The organism is Nocardia sp. 348MFTsu5.1 (assembly GCF_000383535.1).
In the GTDB taxonomy this organism is placed as follows: Bacteria; Actinomycetota; Actinomycetes; order Mycobacteriales; family Mycobacteriaceae; genus Williamsia; species Williamsia faeni.
Genome location: NZ_KB911513.1, coordinates 325896 through 349332, shown reverse-complemented (window position 1 = coordinate 349332; position 23437 = coordinate 325896). Strand labels below are relative to the sequence as shown.

Genomic DNA, 23437 nt, shown 5'->3' with positions numbered 1-23437 from the left:
CAAAACACCTATTCAATCTGCAGCACTCGGTTGTGCCAACCGGTCGCGCCATCAGGTATCGGCGCCACCCGCTGCTCGGGTTGAACCTGCCCGGTCTTGTCCGTCGCGCGGCAGTAGACGGTGTGTTGTCCGGCGGTGGCCGGCCACGTCCAGTACCACTGCCGCCAGGTGTCGTCGGAGTATTCGGTCGCGAGCGTTGCGGTGTTCCACGGACCGTCGTCGACACGAACCTCGACCTTCGCAACCCCACGATGCTGCGCCCAGGCCGTACCAGCGATCACCACATCGCCCACCGGGTGCCGCGACAGTCCGGCCGGGCGATCGATGCGGGATGCGGTTTTGATCGGCGCCTTCTCACCCCAGTTGCGTTTGGTCCAGTACGCCTCTGCCATGTCGAACCGGGTGATCTCCCAATCGACAACCCACTTGCACGCCGAGACGAAACCGTAGAGCCCGGGGACCACCTGACGGACCGGATAGCCGTGTTCGAGCGGCAACGGCTCACCGTTCATGCCGATCACCAGCATCGCGTCGCGACCGTCCATCACCGCGTCGATGGGTGTACCCGACGTCCAACCGTCCACGCTGGTGGAGAACAGCATGTCTGCACCGTCCTTCACCCCCGCGCGCTCCAGAATCGCCTTCATCGGATAGCCCACCCACCGGGCCGTACCGGCCAGGGCGCCACCGACCTCATTGGAGACACATGTCAGCGTCACGATCCGTTCCGTTGCCTGCATGTCCATCAGGTCGTCCCATGTCAGGGTGAACTCGTTGTCGACCATCCCGTGCACGCGCAGTTTCCAGTCACCGGTGGTCAACGCCGGAACCTGCAATGCGGTGTCGATGCGATAGAAGTCGTTGTTGGCGGTGACAAACGGGGTCACGCCCTCGACCTCGACATCGGTGCCGGCCGGGACCTGCGCGGCGGCACTGGCCGGACGCGGCAGCCGTACCCGCTTGCGATCGGCGATGACGTCACCCATCGTCGAGATCTGCCGGCCGAGGTACGCCCCGGCAGCCGAGGCAACCGCAATCACAGCCGCGGAGATCGCAAACTGCCTACGCGACAATCCCTCCCGCTCCGGTTCGACCGGGTCGGTCTCGTCGCTGCGTGAACCGGCGAAAAGAAATCCGCGGAGATACCGCAACACCAGAACGCCGACCACCATCGCGATCAACGAGGGCAGCGCATACCACCGGTCCGACGTGGGCCGTTGCAATGCCGCGAACATACCGAAGATGCCGAACATGGCGATCAACACCGAACCGGCAGGGACAGTTCGCCGTTCGACGATGCCGGCCACCACCGACAGAAGTGCAACGGCAATTGCTATGCCCCACAACAACACCGGCTTGTCATTGGTGCCGAAGGTCTCGATGGCGAACTCACGTATCGACGCCGGGGCGTGATCAACCAGGAACGATCCGACCGCGTAGAAGGGAGACGCATACGGCGAGATGAACGCTGCCGTCAGTTCCCCGACAGCAAGCCCGGCACCTGCCGCCACCAGGCCGGCGAGCCCGTGACGTGCCACTGCAGCTGTATGCAATTCCTCAGCCTCTCAAGAGTTCTCAACATGCCTGTGTTGAGGGGGATTCGGAATCACCGCCGCTTCGGATGGCTCCCAGGCCGCTGACAACTTTTCTTCATCCGTACCCATCCACCCCCGCAGCAGCTCCGAACCTGCCGTGACCGACAAATGATCGGCGCCACAGCACATCACCGGCGCCGAACATTTTTGACCGACGTTAGGGATAAGGACAGCGAAGATGGCTCTCAAACGAATTCAGCGACTGGCAGTGACCGTGGCGAGCGTTGGCCTGGCAATCGGGTTGGTGGCAGGTTGTTCGGACGACTCCGACTCCTCCTCGGACACCGCCGCCGCCACCTCGGCACCGATGACCTCGTCCGAAATGGCAACGGGATCAAGCACTTCGATGGAACCGGCCACCCTGGTCGGACCGGGTTGCGCGGCCTACGCCGAAGCGAACCCGACCGGTGCGGGCTCGGTTGACGGTATGGCGGCCGATCCGGTTGCCACCGCCGCCGGTAACAATCCGGAGCTCACCACCCTGACCGCAGCGGTCTCCGGTGGAGTGAATCCGGACGTCAACCTGGTGGACACCCTCAACGGTGGCGAGTTCACCGTCTTCGCGCCCACCGATGACGCCTTTGCCAAGATCGACCCGGCGACCATCGAATCGCTCAAGACTGACAGCGCGACGCTGACCAAGATCCTGACCTACCACGTGGTGCCAGGACAGCTCTCGCCTGATGAGGTCATCGGCGACCATAAGACCGTCGAAGGTGGAACGGTCACCGTGACCGGCCCGGTCGACACTCTCAAGGTCCAGAACGCCTCCGTGATCTGTGGCGGTGTGAAGACCGCCAACGCGACCGTCTACCTCATCGATACGGTGCTGATGCCGCCGGCCGCATAACCTGCGACCAGGCATCAATGACCTGAGGGGTAGATCAAGAACTCGGGCCGGGGCGGCACACCCCCGACCGGCCGTTCCGGCCCGAGCCTTGGACTCCAATACAGCAAATTTCCATAGTTTGCCCGACAACATAGCCTGCCGATAGCACGAATTCCGATGTCCTCCCATATCGTGTTCGTTGTGACGGTAGGCCCGATCCCTGGAGATCAGATCGAGACCGCTGCGGCGGAAACCGATCCTCCCCAGCGGGGAACTCTTGTCGAGTTCGTGCGCAGGCCCCTGCCGATGCAGGTCCTGCGCTTTTCCGCGGTTGGGATCGTGTGCACCACCACCTACGCCCTGCTGTACCTCACACTGCACGGACCTCTCGGCGCTCAGGCCGCCAATTTCATCGCCATGCTGGTCTCGGCGATCCTCAACACCGCCGCGAATCGGGCCTTCACCTTCGGGCTGCGGGGCTCCCGGCAGATCCTCTTCCACCACATCCAGGGCATCGCCGTCTTCGCCTTCGGGTGGGCGCTGACCGCACTCTCACTGTTCGTGCTGCATCAGATCTCGGAGCATCCATCGAGCCGGCTCGAGCTGGTCATCCTGATGATCGTGAACCTGATCGCCACCTGCGTACGGTTCCTGACCTTCCGGCACGTGTTCTCCCGGGCATTGCGGAAGCAGCTCACCACCGCCGGCTGATCGGTCTAGCGGGCGGCGGCGTGTCGTCCCGCCCGGCGACCGAAGAACGAGCCCTCGCCCAGCTGCGTTCCGCTGGCGTAGCCCTTGCCGTCCTGCGCGAGGTTCGCCGCTCCGGCACCGGCGGCGTAGAGGCCGGGAATCGCCACACCCGACTCCGTGAGTACCTCACCGTCCAGCGAGGTCGCCAGGCCACCGATGGTGAATCCGGCGTAGATCGCCTTACCCAGCGACATGTCGAACGCCGCCCACGGTCCCTTGTCCTGCGGAGCCAGCCAATTCGCTCGCTTGCCGAAGTCAGGATCCTCGCCCCGCGCGGCGTACTCGTTGTACCTCGCGATCGACGCCTGCAGGTTTCCTTCCGGGATGCCGAGCGCCGACTCCATCTCCTCGATCGTCTCCCACCCGTCGATGAACGGCACCAATGGGAAGTCCGGCCGCTCCATGTGCGATTCGTCGACGATGAGGTAGGCAATGGCGTCCGGTTGCTCGAGCACGAAGGCCGACGTCCGGGAGTGGTAGGAGTCCTCGCTGACAAACCGGTGACCCTCCTTGTTCACCGCGAGTCCGGTGATCAGGATCGACGGCGGGTAGATCGGTGCGGTCACAAACGGCTGATCCATGTGTTTGAGGTCGCCCCCGACGGACGCTCCGAGGCGGATGCCCAACCCGTCGTCATAGGTACTGCCCAGTGTGTAGGGCTTTTCGGCCATCGCCGGGACGAACTCTGCGACCATCGACTCGTTCATCACGAATCCGCCGGCCGCGATGATCACTGCCTTGGCTTTGATGAAGCCGGTGTCCTGCAATCTCTTCCACCGCACCCCGACAACCTGACCGTTGTCGTCGACGACGAGATTGCGGGCGCCGGTCTCGTAGCGGATCTCGGTGCCGAGTTCGGCAAGGCGCTTCACCAGCAGATCGACGACCATGCCCGCGCCGCCGGTATCGCCCTTGACGGGGACCTTATGGCCGCGCGGCGCCGGGACCGCCTGTTCGCAGAACGGCCAGACCTTCTCGTTTCCGGTGAACATCAGCCCCTGCGTACCGGGCTGGATCACGGCCTTTTCCGGGTAGTAGGTGCGCTCGAACTCGAAGCCGAGCGCCTCGAGCCAGTCGAAGTGCTCAACACTGCCCTGGCAGTAGGCGTGGATCTTGTCCGGTTCCGGTTCCCGGGAAACCGCCAGGAGGTACTTCTCCATCTCTTCGGCCGAATCCTCGTGCCCGGTCGCCTTCTGCACCGCGGTGCCGCCACCGAGGTAGAAGTGCCCACCGGCCATCGACGACGTTCCGCCCGCGACGGCGGCACGCTCGAGAACGAGCACCCGGGCGCTCGCTGCCGATGCCTCGACCGCAGCGCTACCGCCGGAGATCCCGCATCCGACGACGAGTACATCGACTTCGTCAGTCCACTCGTCGACCGTCGATGCGGCCACCACCTCGGGCAATTCAGCCTTCATCAGCGCATTCCTCACTCGTTCCGCTCAACCTGTCGACCCAAACTAGAACTCGTTCTACTTTAGGTCAAACGTGCGGACGGCGTCACGCTTCAGACGTGTTCGGAAATGAGCGCGGCGACGGTGTTCGGCTCCAATGCAGAGAATGTGTGCCGGACATCGCCGGGATAGTTGATGTAGTCGCCCGGCCCGAGTTCGATCGGTTCGTCGATCAAGCCGACCAGCGCACGCCCGGACACCAGCACCACATGCTCGACGACACCCGCCATGTGCGGGTCGGAGTCCCGGGGCTCGCCCGGCTCGGCGGTGATCAGATACAGATCGCGCCTGGCATAGGTGGGACATGCCGACAGCAGCGTTGCCACATAGTCCGAACGTTCCGAGAACACGCCTGGACCTTCCCCGGCCCGGATCACCTGAACTTTCGGCGCCGGCGGCTGTACCAGCAGCGCGAACGGCACATCGAGTGCGGTGCTCAGAGCCCACAGGGTCTCCACGCTGGGATTGCCGTTGCCGGCTTCGAGCTGCGACAACGTCGACTTCGCCACCCCCGCCCGACGTGCGACCTCGGCCAGCGAGAGCCCGGTCCGCTTGCGTTCCCGCTGTAGCGCAGCCGCAATGGCCTGCAGCGGTGCTCCCGTCATCGGCATCCTCTCGAGCAGTGGCATTCCATGGCGAGTCCGTCGCCGACGTCGTCGTTCGATTTACACTACCAATCGTTCGGGTTGACGAACACCGCCCGATAGGTTCATCATAATGTCCATGCGTTCGATATGGCGAACACTCGATGGCGGACTGGCCCGCGACGTTGCACTGGTCTGTGCGGCGATCGCGCTGGTGGGGTTGTCATTCGGTGCGATCACTGTCGGCAGCGGTTTCGCGATCTGGGTCCCACTTCTCATGTCGGTTGTCGTCTTCGCGGGCGCATCGCAGTTCGCGTTCGTGGCGATCATCGCGGCGGGCGGAAGCATCTTCGCCGGCGTCGCCGCCGGCCTGCTGACCAATGCCCGCCACATCCTGTTCGGTTTCTCCCTCGGAGACGTACTCGGCAAATCCGTTGCCGCACGCCTGGTGGGATCCCATCTGATGATCGACGAATCCGTTGCGTTCACCATCGCGCAGCGGGATCCGGCACGGCGGCGCGCGGTGTATTGGGCCTGCGGCGCAGGTCTGTTCGTCTCCTGGAACATCGGCGGCATCGTGGGCGCCATCGGTGGTTCCATGATCAGCGACACCAACGCGTTCGGTCTCGACGCCGCCTTCCCGGCAGTGCTGCTGGCATTGGTCCTGCCCAGTCTCCGGGACCGCGCCACCCGAAAGGCGGCATGCGTGGGCGCCGTGATCGCGGTGGCCACGTCGCCGTTCACACCCGCCGGAATCCCAATTCTCTTGGCGCTGTCCGCAGTTGCCCTCGCGGTTCCGATCCGGCGACGTGAAAAGGTGGCGACCCGATGACCGTCAGCACTCCGGCCCTGCTCATCGGAATCGCCACCCTGGCGTTGGGCACGTTCGCTTTTCGCTTTGCCGGGCCCATGCTTGCCGGACGATGGACCATACCCGAGCGATTCGAGCAACTCACCGGAATCGGCACCGTGGTGCTGCTGACCGCCCTCGTCGCCACCGCCACGTTCATCTCAGATCACGAGATCTCGAGTCCGGCAAGGATTATCGGCGTGGCCGTCGGTGGCGTGCTGGCCTGGCGGCGGGTCCCATTTGTGGCAGTGGTGGTGGCTGCAGCCACTACGACGGCGCTGCTACGCCTGGCCGGGATGTCCTGACCCGGGCACCGTCAACGCTTGAGCCAGTCCAAGATCTGCTTGGTCACCGGGCTCGTGGCCTCCGAGTACTCCGGATGCTTCTTCAGGAATGCTGCCACCAGCGGGCACACGCCGACGATCTTTCTCCCTTGCGCGCGAGCGTCATCGAGCGCCTCTTTGACCAGAATGGTGGCCAGCCCACGTCCGCCAAAGGCTTCATCGACCTCGGTATGGTAGAAAACCCGTTGCGCGACACCATGATCGTCGGTCCGATCGGCGTAGGCCGCGTGACCGGCACGGACACCGTCGACGGTGACGGTATACCGGTGGTTGTCGGGATCGTCGGCGATCGTGACGGGTGCTCCGGTTTTGTCGGTGATGGTCCCACTGCTGTTGGTCATGTCAGCTGAACTACGCTCTCGTCTGGGATATTCCGGTCATTGCTGGGTGCGCGGTTTGATCTTGGCATTGGGCAACGCCGGGGCGGGTAGCCGGGTCACCGGACCTTGATATCCGGCGACCTCCCCGAATCGATCGGATTGCTGCTCCCATTGCTCCCGGTAGGTCACGATCTCGTCATGACTGCGGCCGACGAAGTTCCACCACATCACCAGATCCTCGCCGAACGGTGTGCCACCGAGGAGGATCACGCGGGACGGCTGATCGTCGGAACTCTGCAGGGTCAATTGGCTGTGCCCGGTACCGGCATAGGCCATCTCGGCGCGGGCGACCTCGGCGCCGTCGACGCTGACCGTGCCCTGGTCGACCAGGATGCCGTGCTCGAAGGTGGGATCGACCGGAATGGTCAGCGTGGCACCCATGTCGAGATCGATCTGCGCGCCGAGCAATGGACTGAAGGTCTTGACCGGTGACGTACTCCCCATCAGTGTTCCGATGAAGACATTGATTCGCCCGACGTCGACGTATACCGGTTCTGGCACATGGTGATCGAACCCCCGCTCGGTATCTCGAGCGTCCGCGGGCAGGGCCACCCACAGCTGGACGCCGTGGAGTTCGGTGGTCTCCGGCGTCGACACCTCCGAGTGGCAGATTCCGTATCCGGCGGTCATCAGATTGACCTCGCCCGGCCGCACCATCGCATGGACGCCGAAGCTGTCGCGGTGCTCGATCTCGCCGGAGAACAGCCAGCTCACGGTCTGAAGGCCGGTGTGCGGATGAGGCGGCACGTTCATGCCACCCGTGTCCCGCACGTCGGCGGGACCGTAGTGGTCGGCAAAACACCATGCTCCGATGAGAGACCGCGCTCGTTGCGGGAGTGTCCGGCGAACCAGCATCGCGCGGGGACCACCGAGTGGGACGTCACGCGCGGTGAGGATCTGAACATGGGGATCGGTGGACGGCGTGGATGGGCACTCGATCTCCGGGCCGTCGACAAGATTGCTCATTGCCCGTTTCTTCCGACTTCCACCATGTTGTGCAACCTTTCTCAATCCGTGACATATCAATTTGTATTCAGCAAACCAAAATTCATGTCGCGGTGGTAATACTTTCCGATAGTAACGGTCATTTCACCTGTCGCTCATCGTCGACGCGACGACTGTTGCCGACGTGCAGAGCGCACCTGAACTCACCGATCACACCTGGAGGTACGACCTTATGGCCACTCCGAACACATTTCAGAAACTCGCTGCCGAGGGGCTGGGCACCTTCTGGCTGGTGCTCGGCGGTTGTGGCACCGCGGTCTTCGCAGCCAAGTCCATCGCACAGGACAGCGACACCGGAACGATGTTCCAGCAGGGCGTCGGTTTCCTGGGCGTCTCGTTTGCATTCGGACTCACCGTCCTGACGGGCATCTACGCCCTCGGCCACATCTCAGGTGGCCACTTCAATCCCGCGGTGACCGTGGGCGCCGCCTTGGCCAAACGCTTCGCGTGGAAGGACGTGCCCGGATACATCGTCGTCCAAGTGATCGGCGGCCTCATCGCCGGCGCCATCATTCTGGCGATAGCCAACGGCCGGGATGGTTTCGAAGCCGAAGGAAACATGGCCGCCAACGGTTTCGGGGACCATTCTCCGGCCGGGTACGCATTGTGGTCCGCCCTGATCGCCGAGGTGGTGCTGACCGCAATCTTTGTCACCGTCATCCTGGGCGCCACCGACAAGCGGGCGCCGGCGGGTATCGCCGGCATCGCCATCGGCCTCACCCTGACCCTGATCCACCTGATCAGCATCCCGATCACCAACACCTCGGTGAACCCGGCCCGATCAACGGCCGTCGCGTTCTTCAACGGCAACGGCGCACCCGGTCAGTTGTGGCTGTTCTGGCTGGCACCGATCGTGGGCGCGATCCTCGCCGGGATCCTGTATCCGCTGGTGTTCGGCAAGGGCGCGGATGAACCCGACCTCGACCAGATCCCCAATCCACCCGTTCCCACGTAGATCCGTAGCTACCCAACACAAAAAGCCCGGTCGACGTCGATGTCGACCGGGCAGTTGCGTGTCTGTGGGCCGGATCAGGCCGGATACACCCAGAAGTCCACATAGGCATTGTTGTTGAGGTAGCCGTACCCCACGTAGACCCCATTGGGCAGCTGACGGAGTTCGTCATGGGCAAACGGTATGCCGGACCGCGCATAGTCAACGCGCACAACGGGTTTCCCATCGCGGGCGGACAACGCGTAGAAGACGCTCGCCGAGACGTTTTCTCCACCGAGAACCCGGTTGTTCAACCATCCGTTGTAGAAGTGTTTGCCCTGCCACAACCCCGCGACGGCATCTGTGGCACCCGGATTGGCATCACCGACGGGTCGGACGCCGCCGTTCATCACCACATTCCACGGAATCGGCCCGGCCGGCGCGTTCCGGAACAGACTGTCGAATTGCCCCTGTGTACAGCCATATTTCAACGCGCTGACAGTGCCGGACAGGTTCATGTCGGGTCCGCAGGGCGCAGCCTGCGCAGCAGGTGCGCCGATCACCAGCGCTCCGGCCGCGGCGGCGGCGACCACCATCGAGGTGAGCGTCTTTCTGATCCGGTTCATTGCGCACTCCATTCCAGCGGTGACAGGCGACAGTACGGACAGTTCCCAGTATTCACCCACCTCAAACCGCCTGGAAAGGATCCTTAGTTCACCCCGGTGGTCGCCCGCTACCCGAATCGGCGCAACCGCAAACTGTTGCCCACCACGAACACCGACGACAGAGCCATCGCCGCGCCCGCGATCATCGGGCTGAGCAGGCCCACGGCCGCGAGCGGAATCGCTGCCACGTTGTAGCCGAAGGCCCAGAACAGGTTGCCCTTGATCGTGCGCAGAGTCGCCCTGGACAACCTGATCGCATCCGCGGCAGCTCTCAGGTCACCACGCACCAAAGTGATATCGCTGGCCTCGATCGCGGCGTCGGTACCGGTGCCCATCGCCAACCCGAGGTCGGATTGGGCAAGCGCCGCAGCATCATTGACACCGTCGCCGACCATCGCGACGACCTTGCCCTGCGCCTGCAGATTCTTGATCGCATCCACCTTCGCCTCCGGCAACACCCCGGCGATGACGGTGCCGATGCCCACTTGTGCGGCAACGGTATTCGCCACTGCCTCGTGATCACCGGTCAGCAGGACCGGGGTCAGACCGAGTTCGACGAGTTCGGCAACCGCCTGCGCGGACGTCGGTTTCAGCACATCGGAGACCACCAGGACACCGCGGATACCGCCGTCCCATCCGGCCGCGATCGCGGTATACCCGGACTGTGCGGCCGAATCGATGGCCGCTGCCAGCTCGTCGGGCAGGCGCAGGCCTCGCTCGATCAGCCACTGCGGCCGTCCGACCGCTACCGTCACCCCGTCGACATCGCCGACGACACCGAGGCCGGCGGTGTTCGCGAACTTCGTCACCGCGGCCAGTTCGCCGATCCGTTCCCGGGCGCCCACGGCCACCGCCTTCGCGATCGGATGCTCGGAGGCATCCTCCACCGACCCCGCCCGGAGCGTCACCCGATCGGCGTCTTCGCCATCGGCCACGACCACGTCGGTCAGCGTCATCTGCCCGGTGGTGACAGTGCCGGTCTTGTCGAGCACGATCGTGTCGACCCGCCTGGTCGATTCGAGGATTTGCGGTCCCTTGATCAGGATGCCCATCGACGCGCCCCGGCCGGTGCCGACCATCAAGGCTGTGGGGGTGGCCAGACCCAGGGCACACGGGCAGGCGATGATGAGGACCGCAACAGCGGCGGTGAACGCATCGGTGGTGTCGTAGCCCAAGCCGAGCCAGACCGCGAGGGTGCCGAGCGCGAGGGCGATCACGATCGGGACGAACACACCCGAGATCCGATCGGCCAAACGCTGGACCTGCGCCTTCCCGGTCTGCGCCTGCTCCACCAGACGCGCCATCTGGGCTAGCTGCGTATCACTTCCGATTCGCTTGGCCCGCACCACGATCCGGCCACCCGCGTTGACGGTGGCGCCCACCACCGAGTCGCCGGGTTCGACCTCCACCGGTACCGATTCACCGGTGAGCATCGAGGCATCGATTGCGGACGAGCCACTTTCGACTTCACCGTCGGTGGCGATGCGTTCACCCGGCCGGACCACGAACAGATCACCGACGCCGAGTTGCTCGATCGGGATCAGCTTTTCGCGTCCGCCGGCGAGCACGGTGACACTCTTGGCGCCGAGCTCGAGCAGACTCCGCAGCGCACTACCGGCCCGCCGCTTCGAACGCATCTCGAAGTATCGACCCGCAAGGATGAAGGTGGTGACGCCGGCCGCGGCTTCGAGGTAGATGTTGGCCGTGCCATCAGAGGAGGTCATGTCCATGTTCATGGCCTGGATTTCGGGATCACCGGCCGCACCGAAGAACAGCGCGTAGACCGACCATCCCAAGGCCGCCAACGTTCCGACGGAGACCAAGGTGTCCATCGTGGCAGCACCGTGGCGCGCGTTGATCGCCGCAGCCCGGTGGAATTGCCAGCCACCCCAGACGACCACCGGTGCGGCCAGCGTCAGCGACAGCCACATCCAGTTGTCGAACTGCAACTGCGGGATCATCGCCATGGCGATCACCGGAATCGACAGTGCTGCGCTGACCAGCGTTTTGTGCAGAAGCGTGTGCAGCTCAGGGTCTGAGTTGCCGTCGTCGGTGGTGTCGCCACCCGACGGCTCGGGCACCCAGGCGTGATAGCCCGCGGCCTCGACGGTGGCGATGAGGTCGGTGGTGTCCACCGGGTCCGAGTAACTGACGCTCGCCTTTTCAGTGGCGTAGTTGACCGTCGCCTCCACGCCGTCGATCTTGTTGAGCTTGCGCTCGATGCGATTCGCGCACGAGGCACACGTCATGCCGCCGATCTCGAGATCGACCTGGGACAGCGATGCGGTGGTCATCCGTCCGCGCCCAACCGGTATCCGGCGTCGACAACCGCTGCTTCCACCACGTCGCGTGCAACAGGTTGCGCCACATGGACATTCATCCGTCCAGAGCTGAGTTCGATTTCCACCCGGTCAACGCCCGGGATCTCACCGACCTCTTCGGTGACCGATGCGACGCAATGGTCGCAGGTCATTCCGACCACCCGATATGTTTCAACGCTCATCTCTCGCGCTCCCTCTATGAACGGACCAGCCGAGCGATTGCCTCGGTGGCCTCTCTGACTTTCGCCTGACCCTGCTCGTTGCTTTCACGAGCGGCATCGACGACGCAGTGCGACATGTGTTCCTCGAGCAGACCGAGGCTCACCGCCTGCAACGCCTTGGTCATCGCGGACACCTGGGTCAGGATGTCGATGCAGTACTTCTCCTCTTCGACCATCCGCTGGAGTCCGCGCGCCTGACCTTCGATCCGCTTCAGCCGCTTGAGGTAGTCGTCTTTGCGATGGATGTAACCGTGCTGATGCTCATGCTCGTCGGTCATGGTTGCTCCTTGTCGTCTTCAACAGGAACTACCATACCCCCCTACCGTATTCCCGGCCACAAACAAGAGGGCGAGAAGACACCGGATTCGGTGGGGGTCAGGACTCGCGTTGCGCCTTGATGGCCGTCGCCAGCTCGGACAGCAGGTCGACCAGATCGAGCAGCACTTCTTCCACCGGACGCACCCGGCCGGCGTGCCCGGCGACCCGCTGTGCAACATCGCCTGCCGGCTCGCCGGAGTGCCGCGCCGGTCGATGTTGCGGGCTGCGCTCTTCTGCGCTCGTTGCCGGGTCTTGCGCCGCCACCGTCAAACTCTCCGCGGTGGCGATCGACCCGGCCCGGCCCGAACCGTTGCGACTCACCGTCGTGTCGGGCCGATAGTGCGAACCGAACCGCGGATTCGGGGATGTCGGGGCAAATCGATGCGGTCCACCGTGGCCCGCGAAGTAGACGCAGGCCAGGTCCCTACCGTCGGCGACCGGGCAGGATTCGAGTTCGGTCAGTCGGTGCGCGTCATCGTCCTCCGACCACTGCAACCACAAGCGGAGGCCACCGAGCGGGCCCACACCGGCATCGCTGGCGTGGATGCCGGAATGTCCCGAACCCAGGCGGCAACGCTGAACCCACCCGTTGTCCGGCGCCTCACCGAAGGCGGCATGCGTGTCGGCAGCAGCTATTACCGTTGACCAACACACATCGAATTCTCCCGCCACACGTACATCTTGGCCTCAAGCGCCGACAGTGGCGAGTTCGACACACGAGTTGGGAGTACTGATGATCGGTTTCGTGAATGCAATTGCGCTCGACGGCCCGGATCCACTGGCCCTGGCGCAGTTTTATCAGCGAGTGCTCGGCGGAGACCTGGACACCAGCGATTCGGAATGGATCGAACTGGACTGCGGCCTGGGCACCGCGAAGCTGGCTTTTCAGCGGTCGACCACGTATGTACCACCCGTATTTCCCGACCCGAACGGAAGCCAGCAGGCCCATCTCGACATCAACGTCTCCGACTTCGAGACCGCTGAACCACGGGTTCTCGAAGCGGGCGCCACCAAGGTCGAGGGTCAGGAATTCGAGGGTTTCCGGGTATACCTCGATCCCGTCGGCCATCCGTTCTGCCTGGTTCTCCACTGACTCTGGTCCGCCCTAGTCAGGTGGGCGTATATTGGCGGTCATGGTAGCGGTTCTCGATGACAAACTGGCAGATCTCGATCGTTGGATCCCGGGCAATCGGTGTTCGATCACGCGCGCCCTTGATGTGGTCGGGACCAAGACAGCGATGTTGATCCTGCGGGAGTCGATGTACGGCACCACCCGGTTCGACGGCTTCGCCCGCCGCGTCGGGGTCAGCGACGCCGTGGCGTCTGCACGGCTCAAGGGTCTGGTCGACGCCGGCCTGCTGGAAAAAGTCCCCTACCAGGAGCCCGGGCAACGTACGCGGCACGAGTATCACCTCACGGAGATGGGCACCGACCTCGTGCCCGTCGTCTTCGGATTGATGCAGTGGGGCGACAAGTACCTCCAGCCCGAGGGCCACCCACTCGATCTGATCTCCGATGTCACCGGCGAACCGGTGAAAGCCGCATTGACCACACCCGACGGCAACGCGGTGCCCCTCGACGAGCTGCGGATATCGCTGGTCAAACCCTGATCTACCTTCTGGGGACCGCCCGATAGAATCTCCTGCCATGGCTTCCGACGCTGCGCTGCGTACCGATCTGGTGGTGGTCGGTGCCGGTGTCGCGGGTCTCACGGCCGCGGTGACCGCGGCCGAAGCCGGCCTGAAGGTCCTGGTCATCAACAAGGGCCGCGGATGGCATCCGGGCGACCGTGAGCCCAGCACCGCCACCTACTTCGCCCAGGGTGGCATCGCCGTGGTCGAGCCACACAACACCGACGACTCGGTCGCGCTCCACACGCGCGACACCGTGGTCGCCGGGGCCGGACTCACCGATCCGGTCGCGACCGAATCCATCGTGAGCGACGGCTTCGAGGCGGTCTCCGCACTCGTCCGGTGGGGCGCGTTGTTCGACACCGGCGCCGACGGCCACTTTCTGCGGACCCGCGAAGGTGGACACAGCGTTCGTCGCATCATCCACGCCGGTGGTGACGCCACCGGCGCCCAGGTGCAACGCGCACTGGCGCAAAAGGCACTGTCGCACCCGAACATCTCGGTGCTCGACAGCACATACGCCCAACAGATCCTGCGCAGCGGCGATGGGACAGCGCTCGGCCTGGCCGTCGGTTCCGGCGATGGAGCCCGCACCGAGGTGTATGCGCCCACGGTGGTACTCGCCACCGGCGGTGCCGGCCACATGTACCGCGCCACCACCAATCCCCTCGGCGCCACCGGCGACGGCATCGCGCTCGCCCACGCAGTGGGTGCTGCGGTCGCCGACATGGAGTTCATCCAATTCCATCCGACGATGCTGTACCGGCCCGGTGTCCGGGGACGTCGCACACTGATCAGCGAGGCATTGCGCGGCGAAGGAGCCGTACTCGTTGATATCGACGGCAATTCGGTGACCGCAGGCGTTCATCCACTCGGCGACCTCGCTCCGCGCGATGTGGTGGCGAATGCGGTGAGCGCGGCGATGGCCCGGACCGGCGCCGAACACGTCTATCTCGATGCCCGGCACATCACCGATGTCGCGCGCCGGTTCCCGACCGTCACCGCCGGTGTCGCGGAGATCGGCCTCGACCCCGCCGTCGATCTGATTCCGGTGGTACCCGGCGCCCACTACCTGTGCGGCGGCGTGGTCACCGACACCGCCGGTGCCACCACGGTGCCCGGCCTGTACGCAGCCGGAGAAGTCGCTCGCACCGGACTCCACGGCGCAAACCGCTTGGCGTCCAACAGTTTGCTCGAAGGTCTGGTGATGGGCACGCGCGTGGCCGAGGCCGCGGTGGAGCGCTCGGGCATCAAGCTCATGGCACTGCGATCCACACCGATCATCGAGGTCCCGTTCGCCCCACGGCCCGAACTCCAGGACCAGATGTCCACACATGCCGCCCTGAGTCGTGATCAGGCCGGCCTGAGTGCTCTCGCCGACCGGCTCGAATCAGTGCCCTCGCGCCGGCCGAGCGGTCTCACCGATCACGAGGATGCCGCGCTCACGCTGACCGCACGACTGGTGGTCGCATCGGCATTGGCACGCAAGGAGTCTCGCGGGTGTCATCACCGGACGGACGATCCGGCGGCACTCACCTCGACGCTCGAGGTCCGCTGAACCGCATTCCGTGCCGTCGAGATCGAGCGCAGAGTGGTCTCGGTGACACGTTCACCGAGCACCAACCGGACACTCCGGTAGGCAACGGTGCACCAGGCCCCCAGCAGTAGTGCATACAGGCCGACCGAAATGACATGGAGCAGAACCGAATCGGTGGCAAATCCGAGGGCAGCCGCACCGGTGACGCAGGTCCCGACGGGGAAGGTAAAGCTCCACCAGGCCGGGGTGAAGCTCATTCCCCGTCGCACGTTGTGCACGGTGATGGACACCGCGAGGGCGAAGACGAAAGCCGCGAACCCGCCCATCACCAGGCCGTAGCCGATGCCGAGAAGCTGTAGACCCGCCGCGATCGATTCCTGCTCACCGACGAACACCAGCGACGCCCGATTACCCAGAAGTACTGCGGCGGTGATCGACTGGCCGAGCATGCCGAGCATGATCCACACGGTCGGCGCAACCTGCGCCGACGGCAGCCCGCGGTGGATGAGCCGCGAATACACCATGCCCATGGTCAGCATCCCGACGAGCAGGCTCAGCCCGAACAAGCCGTAGCAGAGGGTCAGCAGACCCAGCCGGAGCTGACCTTCCGAAACATGCTGGATCAGAAGCGAACCGGTGGCCGCTGACACCATCGGCGGCACCACCGGCATCAACCAGCTGGGCATTGCTCCGGACTGCGCGCTCTGGGCCCCGGTGATCATCCGGAACGGAATCCAGAGCGCTGTGAAAACGCCGGCGGCGGTGCCGGCCAGCCACAGCCCGCCACCGATCCAGACCGCGGCACCTGCGTCGATGAACTGCGGCGCGAGTTGGATGGTGCCCGCACCCACGGTCAGCAGCGCCATGGCCGGCGCCCCATAGAAGTGGGCCATGGCCGGGTCGGCGGCGTGCCGGGTCGGACCACCCTGGAGGAACAGGATCGTCGCGATCACCAGGCCGATCGCCGCCAGCAGCCAGAACGCCGTGGTCAGGACGTTGACTCCCGGAAGGCTGGAATGCAGCGCAACCCCGGAGGTCGCCACGATGCCCGTGCCCATGATTGCGGAATACCAGTTCGGTGTCATGGAACAAGACTGCGGCGAGAGGCGTCGGCGCGGTAGATGGCTTGTCCTTGTCTCGATACAACTTGAGCTTGTACCCTCGAACGATGGTGTTGCCGGCACGAGTACCCGATCTGTCCGCCCTCGATGTTGTTGTCTCGGTGGCCCGCGGGGGCAGCATGAGCGCGGCGGCACGAGAACAGAACCTGAGCCAGCAGGCGATCAGCTCCCGCGTCCATTCGGTCGAACGCGAACTCGGCATCGTCCTGTTTCGGCGTTCCCCCAGTGGAACCGAGCTGACAGCCGAGGGGGTTGCCGTTCTGGAATGGGCAGCGGGACTCCTGGATGCGGCCGAACGATTCTCGGCAGGTGTCGATTCACTGCTCGGAAGCAAGCGCGCCTCACTGGCCGTCGCCGCATCCATGACGGTCGCCGAATATCTCATCCCACGATGGGCGCTCACCTTGCGCCGAACTCACCCCAACACCCGAATCCGGGTACAGCCCATGAACTCCGCCGAGGTGACCAAACAGGTGCTGTCCGGGTCCGTCGACGTGGGGTTCATCGAGGGCCCCGACACCGACAGTCGACTGGAGTCACTGACCGTCACGCGCGACGAGCTGGTGGTGGTCACCCGCCCCGATCATCCGTGGGCGCGGCGCGGCAAACCCATCTCCACCGCCGAACTCCGCAAAACCCCACTGGTACAACGCGAACCGGGATCGGGCACCCGCGTGACCTTCGAGTCGGCACTCGGGGAGGTCACCGATCCCCTACTGGAACTGAACTCCGTTGCCGCCGTCAAAGCAGCGGTGCTGGGGTCGGATGCACCGGCAGTGTTGTCGAGTTTGTCGGTTGCGCAAGAACTCGTCGACGGACGTCTGACGCGGATCGAGGTCGAGAAGGTCTCGATGCCGCGGGACCTGCGAGCGATCTGGCCCCGCGGAACCGCCCTCCGCGGCCCAGCCCGCGACCTGGTGACCCTGGCAGCCCAGGATCAACCCTCGGCATCCGAAGCCTCGAGGCAGCAATGACATCGGAAAACCGGACATCGCACCTCACCGGCGTTCGTGGCGCCGAACTCGCCTGGTCCGAGTCCGGCCACGGTCCCACCGCCATCTGGGCCCACGGCCTCACCTCGAGCGGCGGCGGACAGGAAGCGGCCGGGATATTCGACTGGTCACCGCTGACCGCCCGGCATCGACTCGTCCGATATGACGCCCGAGGCCATGGCGGATCGTCCGGCGCCCCCGAACCCGAGCACTACACCTGGCCGAATCTGAGCCTGGACCTGCTGGAGTTGCTGGACGAGATCGCCGGCGACGAACAGGTCGACGGACTCGGATCGTCGATGGGCACCGCCACGCTGCTGTATGCCGTCACCACGAAGCCGGAGCGGTTCCGGCGCCTGGTGCTCACGACACCGCCCACGATGGGCGCGGAGCGCGCAGTGCATGTGCGCGGGTATCTCGAGGACGCGGCACTGATCGAAGGATCGGGCCTGGCCGCCTACAAAGAGGCCTTCGCCGCGGAACCTCCGCCTCACGTTCACACCGGGCTGACCCAGAATCCACCGGCGGTCGAGGTGACGGAGACGCTGCTCCCATCGATCCTGCGCGGTGCCTCCCGCTCCGATTTGCCCGCCGACAGCGCCCTGACCACAGTGGACCTGCCCGTCCTGATACTCGCCTGGTCGGGCGACGCCGGCCATCCGCTCTCGACCGCGCGGCACCTGGCCGACGTGATTCCCGGCGCCCGGCTCCAGATCGCGGACACGCCCATGCAGTTGCGGACCTGGCCAGACCTCGCCACCGAGTTCCTAGGGTGACCCGTCTGCCAACCGCGCGACCAGGCCCAGAAAGACTCGCCGTTCCGATTCCGTGAGCGGCGCGAGGAACTCTTCCTGGACCGCATCGAGGACGGCATCGAGCCGACGCAGTTCTGTCCGCCCGGCTTTCGTGACAGCGACGATGTTGCGGCGCCGGTCGGAAGGGTCTGGTTCGCGATGAACAAAGCCCGCCTCGAACAGCACATCGATCGCACCGGACACATCACTGCGGTCGAGACCTGTCATCCGGCCGAGATCAGCCTGACTGGCCGGACCGCTTTCCTCGAGGGCCGCCAGCAATCGGTAGTGATAGGGCCTCGAACCCGCCCGGTCAAAGGAATCACGGAGCAGCGCGTGACTACGTGACTGCGCCCGGCCCACCAGCCATGTCACCCGCTCATCAAGGCGTTTCACCATGGCATCCACCGTACAACTGGTTGGGCTGGCCAACGAATTTCCACCCGCAGTTCGACCCCTACCTGACCAAAGGGGCGGACCTTGCCGATTCGATGCTGAAAACTTGAAAGTTCGGGAGACCGAACTCTACGATGAGCGCATGCGAATTCACGCAGGGTTCGCCCGTGCGACCAGCCTGTTGCTGGTGGCTACCTGCATGGTCACGGTGAGCGCCTGCGTGGGCAAGATCGACCGGCATGATGACCGACTGACCGTGCTGACCACGTTCACGGTGCTCCAGGACATCGTCGCCAACATCGCCGGCGACAACATCCGCGTCGAATCGGTCACCAAACCCGGCACCGAGATCCACGGCTACGAACCGACCCCCGGTGACATGCGACGCGCCGCGAAGGCCGACCTCATCATCGACAACGGACTGCATCTCGAAGCCTGGTTCGAGCGGTTCGTCGAACGACTCGACGCACCCCATGTGGTCGCGAGCGAGGGGGTGGCCGACATCCCGATCACCGCCGACGCCGGGGCCGGAAAGCCGAATCCCCACGCGTGGATGTCACCGCTGAATGTGCAGATCTACGCCGACAACATCGCCGATGCGCTCGCCGATCTCGATCCCGACAACGCCGCGGAGTACCGGGCCAACGCCGACCACTACAAGGCGCAGCTTCAACAGATCCACGACGAGATGGTCGAGCGCCTCGACAACGTCCCGGCAGCGAGCCGCGCCCTGGTCACCTGCGAGGGCGCATTCTCCTACCTGACCCGGGACACCGGTCTGCAGGAGAAGTTCATCTGGCCGGTCAACGCCGAACAGCAGGGCACGTCCAAGCAACTGCAGTCGACCATCGAGTTCGTCCGCGACAACAACATCGATGCGGTCTTCTGCGAGTCGACCGTCAGCGACGCCGTGATGCGGCAGGTCGAACGGGCCACCGATGCCCGCTTCGGCGGGATTCTCTATGTCGACTCGCTCTCCGAATCCGATGGGCCGGTGCCCACGTATCTCGACCTGCTCCGGCACGACGCCGGAACAATCGTCGGCGCTCTCACCGAAGGTGGAAACCAATGACCGCCCTGCCCCCGGCCACCGAGGAGTTCATGGTCCCCGAAGAGACATCACCGCCACCGGCGCTGTCGATCTCGGGGGTGAGCGTCTATTACGGCGAGGTCCACGCCCTCGAAGACGTGAGCATCACCATCGCACCGGGACGCATCTGCGGCCTGATCGGCATGAACGGGTCCGGCAAGTCCACCCTGTTCAAAACCATCATGGGCCTGGTCAAACCCGATTCGGGACGCGTATCGATCTCTGGCGGAACGCCGGCGCAGGCCCGGCGCAAAGGCCTTGTCTCCTATGTCCCGCAGTCCGAGGACGTCGACTGGTCGTTCCCGGTCTCCGTCCGTGACGTCGCCATGATGGGCCGCTATGGCCACCAGAACTTCATCCGCCGGGCGAGCAAGGCGGACAAGCAGGCCGTTGCCCACGCGCTCGACATGGTCGAGTTGACCGATCTCGCCGATCGACAGATCGGGCGGCTTTCGGGTGGTCAGCGCAAACGTGCCTTTGTGGCCCGGGGCATTGCCCAGAACGCCGACATCCTGCTCCTCGACGAACCGTTCGCCGGCGTCGACAAGAAGTCCGAAGCAACGATCATCAGGCTGCTGGTCAGGCTGGCGGCCGAGGGAAAAACGATCCTGGTGTCGACCCACGATCTCGGTTCACTCGGGACGTTCTGCGACGAGGCGATCCTGCTCATGAAAACGGTCCTCGTACACGACTCACCCGATGTGGTCCTGCGTCCGCGGGTCCTGGCCCGGGCATTCGGGATGGACATCGTCGACGGAAAGGTCGCGCCCTGATGATCATCGACTGGTGGCTCGATCCTCTCGCCGAGGACTTCATGGTCAACATGCTGCTGGCCACCACGGTCGCGGCCGCCGTCTGCGCGATGATCAGCTGCTGGATCGTGCTGATCGGCTGGTCCCTGATGGGTGATGCGGTGTCGCATGCCGTGCTGCCCGGGGTGGTCCTGGCCTACATCGTCGGCGTCCCGTTTGCGGTGGGCGCATTGATCTTCGGACTGGGCGCCGTGCTGCTGATCGGGGTGGTGCGTGACACCAGCCGGGTCAAAGAGGACGCGGCCATCGGCATCGTGTTCACCACGCTGTTCGCGCTGGGTTTGGTTCTGATCTCCATCACGCCGAGTCAGACCGACCTGAACCACATCCTGTTCGGCAACGTCCTCGGGGTGTCCAAGGCCGATCTGTGGCAGATCATCGGCCTGGCCGTTCTGACAGTTTTCATCCTGACCCTGAAGCGCCGCGACCTGACCCTCTTCGCCTTCGATCCCACGCACGCACACGCCATCGGGCTCTCACCACGACGCCTGGGCGCACTGCTGCTCGGACTGCTGGCGCTGACTTGTGTTGTAGGACTGCAGATTGTCGGCGTGGTGCTCGTGGTCGCAATGCTCATCATCCCCGGCGCGTCGGCCTACCTGCTGACCGACCGCTTCAACCGGATGCTGATCATCGCCCCGATCCTTGCCTGCGTCTCTGCCGTGTTGGGCATCTACTATGCGTACTACCTGGACGTGGCACCCGGCGCAATGGTGGTATTGGCCCAGGGCCTGGCGTTTGCGGTCATCTACTTGTTCGCGCCGCGCCAGGGTGTGTTGATCAAGGTGATCAACCGGGCTCAGCGACGACGCTCCTCGGCTCTCGCTGCGCCCTGACGCGTGAGAGGTGAGTGGCAATGGTGTCGTACGCGGAGACATTTGCACGAAGTGCCGACAACCCGGAAGAGTTCTGGCTGAAGGCAGCCGAAGCAGTCGACTGGTACCAGGCCCCCACCTCCGCTCTCGAGAGTCTGTCCGGCGACGCCTACCGCTGGTTCCCCGACGCCACGCTCAACACCAGCTTCAACGCCCTCGATCGGCATGTTCTGGCCGGCAACGGTGACCGCACCGCATTGATCTGGGACTCCGCGATGACCGGCGTGACCCGCACCTACACCTACTCACAACTGCGCGACGAGGTCGCCACCTTCGCCGGTGTGCTCACCGAACGTGGTGTGAGCGCCGGTGACCGGGTCATCGTCTACATGCCCATGATCCCGGAGGCGGCCATCGCGATGCTGGCCTGCGCCCGCATCGGTGCCGTGCACTCAGTGGTCTTCGGTGGTTTCGCCGGACCCGAACTCGCGACCCGCATCGACGACGCCCGGCCCGTCGCCCTCATCACCGCGTCGGGCGGTCTCGAACCCGGCCGCGCGATCAACTACCTGCCGATGGTCGCCAAGGCACTCGATCTGTCCGCGCAGCCGCCGGCGACGATCATCGTCAAGAACCGCGAGCAGGTCGAAGGCAGCGCCGCCGACCACGACGGCTGGTACGACTGGGATGAACTGGTCGCGAAAGCGACTCCGGCAGAACCTGTTTCCGTGGCGGCCACCGATCCGCTCTACATCCTCTACACGTCCGGAACCACCGGGAAGCCCAAGGGCGTCGTCCGCGACAACGGCGGGCACGCGGTCGCGCTGACGTGGTCGATGGCCAACATCTACGACATCAAGCCCGGCGACGTGTGGTGGACCGCATCCGATGTCGGATGGGTGGTCGGACATTCGTACATCGTGTACGCGCCGTTGCTGATCGGTGCGACCACTGTTATGTACGAGGGCAAACCCGTGGGCACCCCGGATGCCGGGGCATTCTGGCGGGTGATCGACGACCACAAGGTCAAGGCCCTGTTCACCGCACCCACCGCGATCCGCGCGATCCGCAAGCAGGATCCCGACGCCAAACTGCTTGCCGACCATGACACTTCGACGCTGCAGACACTCTTCGCCGCCGGCGAACGGCTCGACCCCGACACGTACGAGTGGTCCACCAAGGTCCTCGGCGTGCCGGTCGTCGACCACTGGTGGCAGACCGAGACCGGCTGGGCCATCGCGGCCAATCTCCGCGGCCTCGAACCGATGCCGATCAAAGGCGGCTCAGCGACCGTGCCGGTTCCGGGCTTCCGGGTCGAGATCGTCGACGCCGCAGGCAAAGAGGTGGAAGCCGGCGCCGAGGGCAATATCGTCATCGCCCTGCCACTCCCACCCGGCACCCTGACCGGTCTGTGGAATGACGAAGAGCGCTACCACAATTCGTATCTGAAGGCCTTTCCCGGCCACTACCTGACCGGCGATTCCGGCTACATCGACGCCGATGGGTACGTCTTTGTGCTGGGACGCTCCGACGACGTGATCAACGTTGCCGGCCACCGGCTGTCCACCGGCAGCATCGAGGCCGTGGTCGCCACCCATCCCGCGGTGGCCGAATGTGCGGTGATCGGAATCCACGACGAACTCAAGGGCCAGCGCCCGAGCGGGTACGTGGTCCTGAAGGAAGGCGCCGACATCGATCACGACACCCTGCGGTCGGAGCTCGTCAAGCTGGTGCGCGACGAGATCGGTGCGGTCGCCACCTTCCGCGACGTCACCGTCGTCAATGGCCTGCCGAAAACCCGGTCGGGGAAGATCCTGCGCAAGACGATGCGACAGATCGCCGACCACGAGGACTACATCGTGCCGTCCACCATCGAAGACACCGCCGTCCTCGACGCCCTGAAAAAGCAGATCGGCTGACACCCGCACCTCCCCGATTTCGGAGGGAGGAATAAGTGCAGGCCTGCAATTTTGCAGTCGTGCAATTTATTGCTAAGTTTTTT

General features: G+C 64.7%; 26 protein-coding genes. 14 read left to right on the top strand and 12 right to left on the bottom strand.

Annotation, left to right across the window (positions count from 1 at the left end; all coding sequences use genetic code 11):
• Window positions 1-8: 8 nt before the first annotated feature.
• Window positions 9-1538 carry a molybdopterin-dependent oxidoreductase gene (locus H290_RS0112285; protein ID WP_020107110.1) on the bottom strand — a complete coding sequence of 510 codons (1530 nt, stop codon included), beginning with the start codon at window positions 1536-1538 and terminating at the stop codon, window positions 9-11.
• Window positions 1539-1773: 235 nt separating this feature from the next.
• Between H290_RS0112285 and H290_RS0112280 the strand changes: the two genes are divergently transcribed.
• Both H290_RS0112280 and H290_RS0112275 read left to right on the top strand, forming a co-directional pair.
• Window positions 1774-2445: a fasciclin domain-containing protein gene (locus H290_RS0112280; RefSeq protein ID WP_020107109.1), complete on the top strand. Its 672-nt coding sequence runs from the start codon at window positions 1774-1776 to the stop codon at window positions 2443-2445.
• Window positions 2446-2625: 180 nt separating this feature from the next.
• Window positions 2626-3135: a GtrA family protein gene (locus H290_RS0112275; protein WP_196809538.1), complete on the top strand. Its 510-nt coding sequence runs from the start codon at window positions 2626-2628 to the stop codon at window positions 3133-3135.
• 5 nt (window positions 3136-3140) lie between these two features.
• On the opposite strand, the gene H290_RS0112270 is transcribed toward H290_RS0112275, so the two are convergent.
• Both H290_RS0112270 and H290_RS0112265 read right to left on the bottom strand, forming a co-directional pair.
• Window positions 3141-4592, bottom strand: coding sequence for an FAD-binding protein (locus H290_RS0112270; protein WP_020107107.1), 1452 nt, complete (start codon window positions 4590-4592; stop codon window positions 3141-3143).
• Between the two features lie 89 nt (window positions 4593-4681).
• On the bottom strand, window positions 4682-5239 hold the full coding sequence (locus H290_RS0112265; protein ID WP_036518812.1) for an XRE family transcriptional regulator: 558 nt from the start codon (window positions 5237-5239) through the stop codon (window positions 4682-4684).
• Between the two features lie 112 nt (window positions 5240-5351).
• On the opposite strand from H290_RS0112265, the gene H290_RS0112260 reads away from it, so the two are divergent.
• Together H290_RS0112260 and H290_RS0112255 are read left to right on the top strand one after the other, a co-directional pair.
• The gene (locus H290_RS0112260; RefSeq protein WP_020107105.1) at window positions 5352-6044 is read left to right on the top strand and encodes an AzlC family ABC transporter permease; all 693 of its coding nucleotides are present in this window, start codon (window positions 5352-5354) and stop codon (window positions 6042-6044) included.
• Window positions 6041-6367 (top strand): AzlD domain-containing protein, encoded by a 327-nt coding sequence (locus H290_RS0112255; RefSeq protein ID WP_020107104.1) that lies wholly within the window; start codon window positions 6041-6043, stop codon window positions 6365-6367. Before H290_RS0112260 ends, H290_RS0112255 begins: the two co-directional genes overlap by 4 nt.
• 11 nt (window positions 6368-6378) lie before the next feature.
• Here the strand turns inward: H290_RS0112255 and H290_RS0112250 are convergent, their stop codons facing one another.
• Together H290_RS0112250 and H290_RS0112245 are read right to left on the bottom strand one after the other, a co-directional pair.
• Entirely contained in the window at window positions 6379-6747 is a 369-nt protein-coding gene (locus H290_RS0112250) for a GNAT family N-acetyltransferase (RefSeq protein ID WP_020107103.1), read from the bottom strand.
• Between the two features lie 36 nt (window positions 6748-6783).
• Window positions 6784-7752 (bottom strand): pirin family protein, encoded by a 969-nt coding sequence (locus tag H290_RS0112245; RefSeq protein ID WP_020107102.1) that lies wholly within the window; start codon window positions 7750-7752, stop codon window positions 6784-6786.
• Window positions 7753-7963: 211 nt separating this feature from the next.
• Between H290_RS0112245 and aqpZ the strand changes: the two genes are divergently transcribed.
• Complete coding sequence (gene aqpZ, locus H290_RS0112240; protein WP_020107101.1) at window positions 7964-8746, top strand: aquaporin Z; 783 nt, start codon at window positions 7964-7966, stop codon at window positions 8744-8746.
• Between the two features lie 74 nt (window positions 8747-8820).
• Here aqpZ and H290_RS0112235 read toward each other — a convergent pair whose 3' ends face one another.
• From H290_RS0112235 to H290_RS30200, 5 genes are all read right to left on the bottom strand, one after another.
• On the bottom strand, window positions 8821-9348 hold the full coding sequence (locus H290_RS0112235) for a hypothetical protein (protein WP_231373567.1): 528 nt from the start codon (window positions 9346-9348) through the stop codon (window positions 8821-8823).
• 107 nt (window positions 9349-9455) lie between these two features.
• Window positions 9456-11681, bottom strand: a complete 2226-nt coding sequence (locus tag H290_RS0112230) for a cation-translocating P-type ATPase (RefSeq protein ID WP_020107099.1) — start codon at window positions 11679-11681, stop codon at window positions 9456-9458.
• Entirely contained in the window at window positions 11678-11890 is a 213-nt protein-coding gene (locus H290_RS0112225) for a heavy-metal-associated domain-containing protein (RefSeq protein WP_020107098.1), read from the bottom strand. The genes H290_RS0112230 and H290_RS0112225 overlap by 4 nt, the downstream gene beginning before the upstream one ends.
• A 14-nt stretch (window positions 11891-11904) precedes the next feature.
• A complete protein-coding gene (locus H290_RS0112220; protein ID WP_020107097.1) occupies window positions 11905-12207 on the bottom strand; it encodes a metal-sensitive transcriptional regulator in 303 nt (100 codons plus the stop codon).
• Between the two features lie 97 nt (window positions 12208-12304).
• Entirely contained in the window at window positions 12305-12919 is a 615-nt protein-coding gene (locus tag H290_RS30200) for a hypothetical protein (RefSeq protein ID WP_028463099.1), read from the bottom strand.
• A 61-nt stretch (window positions 12920-12980) separates the two neighbouring features.
• Between H290_RS30200 and H290_RS0112210 the strand changes: the two genes are divergently transcribed.
• From H290_RS0112210 to nadB, 3 genes are read left to right on the top strand one after another with little or no spacing between them, the layout of a single operon-like run.
• Window positions 12981-13340, top strand: a complete 360-nt coding sequence (locus H290_RS0112210; protein ID WP_020107096.1) for a VOC family protein — start codon at window positions 12981-12983, stop codon at window positions 13338-13340.
• 40 nt (window positions 13341-13380) lie between these two features.
• Complete coding sequence (locus H290_RS0112205) at window positions 13381-13857, top strand: helix-turn-helix domain-containing protein (RefSeq protein WP_028463097.1); 477 nt, start codon at window positions 13381-13383, stop codon at window positions 13855-13857.
• A gap of 37 nt (window positions 13858-13894) precedes the next feature.
• Complete coding sequence (gene nadB, locus H290_RS0112200; protein ID WP_020107094.1) at window positions 13895-15436, top strand: L-aspartate oxidase; 1542 nt, start codon at window positions 13895-13897, stop codon at window positions 15434-15436.
• On the opposite strand, the gene H290_RS28425 is transcribed toward nadB, so the two are convergent.
• Window positions 15385-16500 carry a TDT family transporter gene (locus tag H290_RS28425; RefSeq protein WP_020107093.1) on the bottom strand — a complete coding sequence of 372 codons (1116 nt, stop codon included), beginning with the start codon at window positions 16498-16500 and terminating at the stop codon, window positions 15385-15387. The genes nadB and H290_RS28425 overlap by 52 nt on opposite strands.
• Window positions 16501-16583: 83 nt before the next feature.
• On the opposite strand from H290_RS28425, the gene H290_RS0112190 reads away from it, so the two are divergent.
• Together H290_RS0112190 and H290_RS0112185 are read left to right on the top strand one after the other, a co-directional pair.
• Window positions 16584-17510 carry a LysR family transcriptional regulator gene (locus H290_RS0112190; RefSeq protein WP_020107092.1) on the top strand — a complete coding sequence of 309 codons (927 nt, stop codon included), beginning with the start codon at window positions 16584-16586 and terminating at the stop codon, window positions 17508-17510.
• A complete protein-coding gene (locus H290_RS0112185) occupies window positions 17507-18304 on the top strand; it encodes an alpha/beta fold hydrolase (protein WP_020107091.1) in 798 nt (265 codons plus the stop codon). The genes H290_RS0112190 and H290_RS0112185 overlap by 4 nt, the downstream gene beginning before the upstream one ends.
• Here H290_RS0112185 and H290_RS0112180 read toward each other — a convergent pair.
• Complete coding sequence (locus tag H290_RS0112180) at window positions 18296-18721, bottom strand: MarR family winged helix-turn-helix transcriptional regulator (protein WP_020107090.1); 426 nt, start codon at window positions 18719-18721, stop codon at window positions 18296-18298. The genes H290_RS0112185 and H290_RS0112180 overlap by 9 nt on opposite strands.
• A 139-nt stretch (window positions 18722-18860) precedes the next feature.
• Between H290_RS0112180 and H290_RS0112175 the strand changes: the two genes are divergently transcribed.
• The 4 genes from H290_RS0112175 to H290_RS0112160 are packed head-to-tail and all read left to right on the top strand — an operon-like array spanning window position 18861 to window position 23354.
• On the top strand, window positions 18861-19790 hold the full coding sequence (locus tag H290_RS0112175) for a metal ABC transporter substrate-binding protein (protein WP_036518796.1): 930 nt from the start codon (window positions 18861-18863) through the stop codon (window positions 19788-19790).
• A gap of 29 nt (window positions 19791-19819) precedes the next feature.
• Window positions 19820-20581 (top strand): metal ABC transporter ATP-binding protein, encoded by a 762-nt coding sequence (locus H290_RS0112170; protein ID WP_028463094.1) that lies wholly within the window; start codon window positions 19820-19822, stop codon window positions 20579-20581.
• Window positions 20581-21456, top strand: coding sequence for a metal ABC transporter permease (locus tag H290_RS0112165; protein ID WP_020107087.1), 876 nt, complete (start codon window positions 20581-20583; stop codon window positions 21454-21456). The genes H290_RS0112170 and H290_RS0112165 overlap by 1 nt, the downstream gene beginning before the upstream one ends.
• Window positions 21457-21476: 20 nt before the next feature.
• Window positions 21477-23354, top strand: coding sequence for a propionyl-CoA synthetase (locus H290_RS0112160; protein WP_020107086.1), 1878 nt, complete (start codon window positions 21477-21479; stop codon window positions 23352-23354).
• Window positions 23355-23437: the final 83 nt, after the last annotated feature.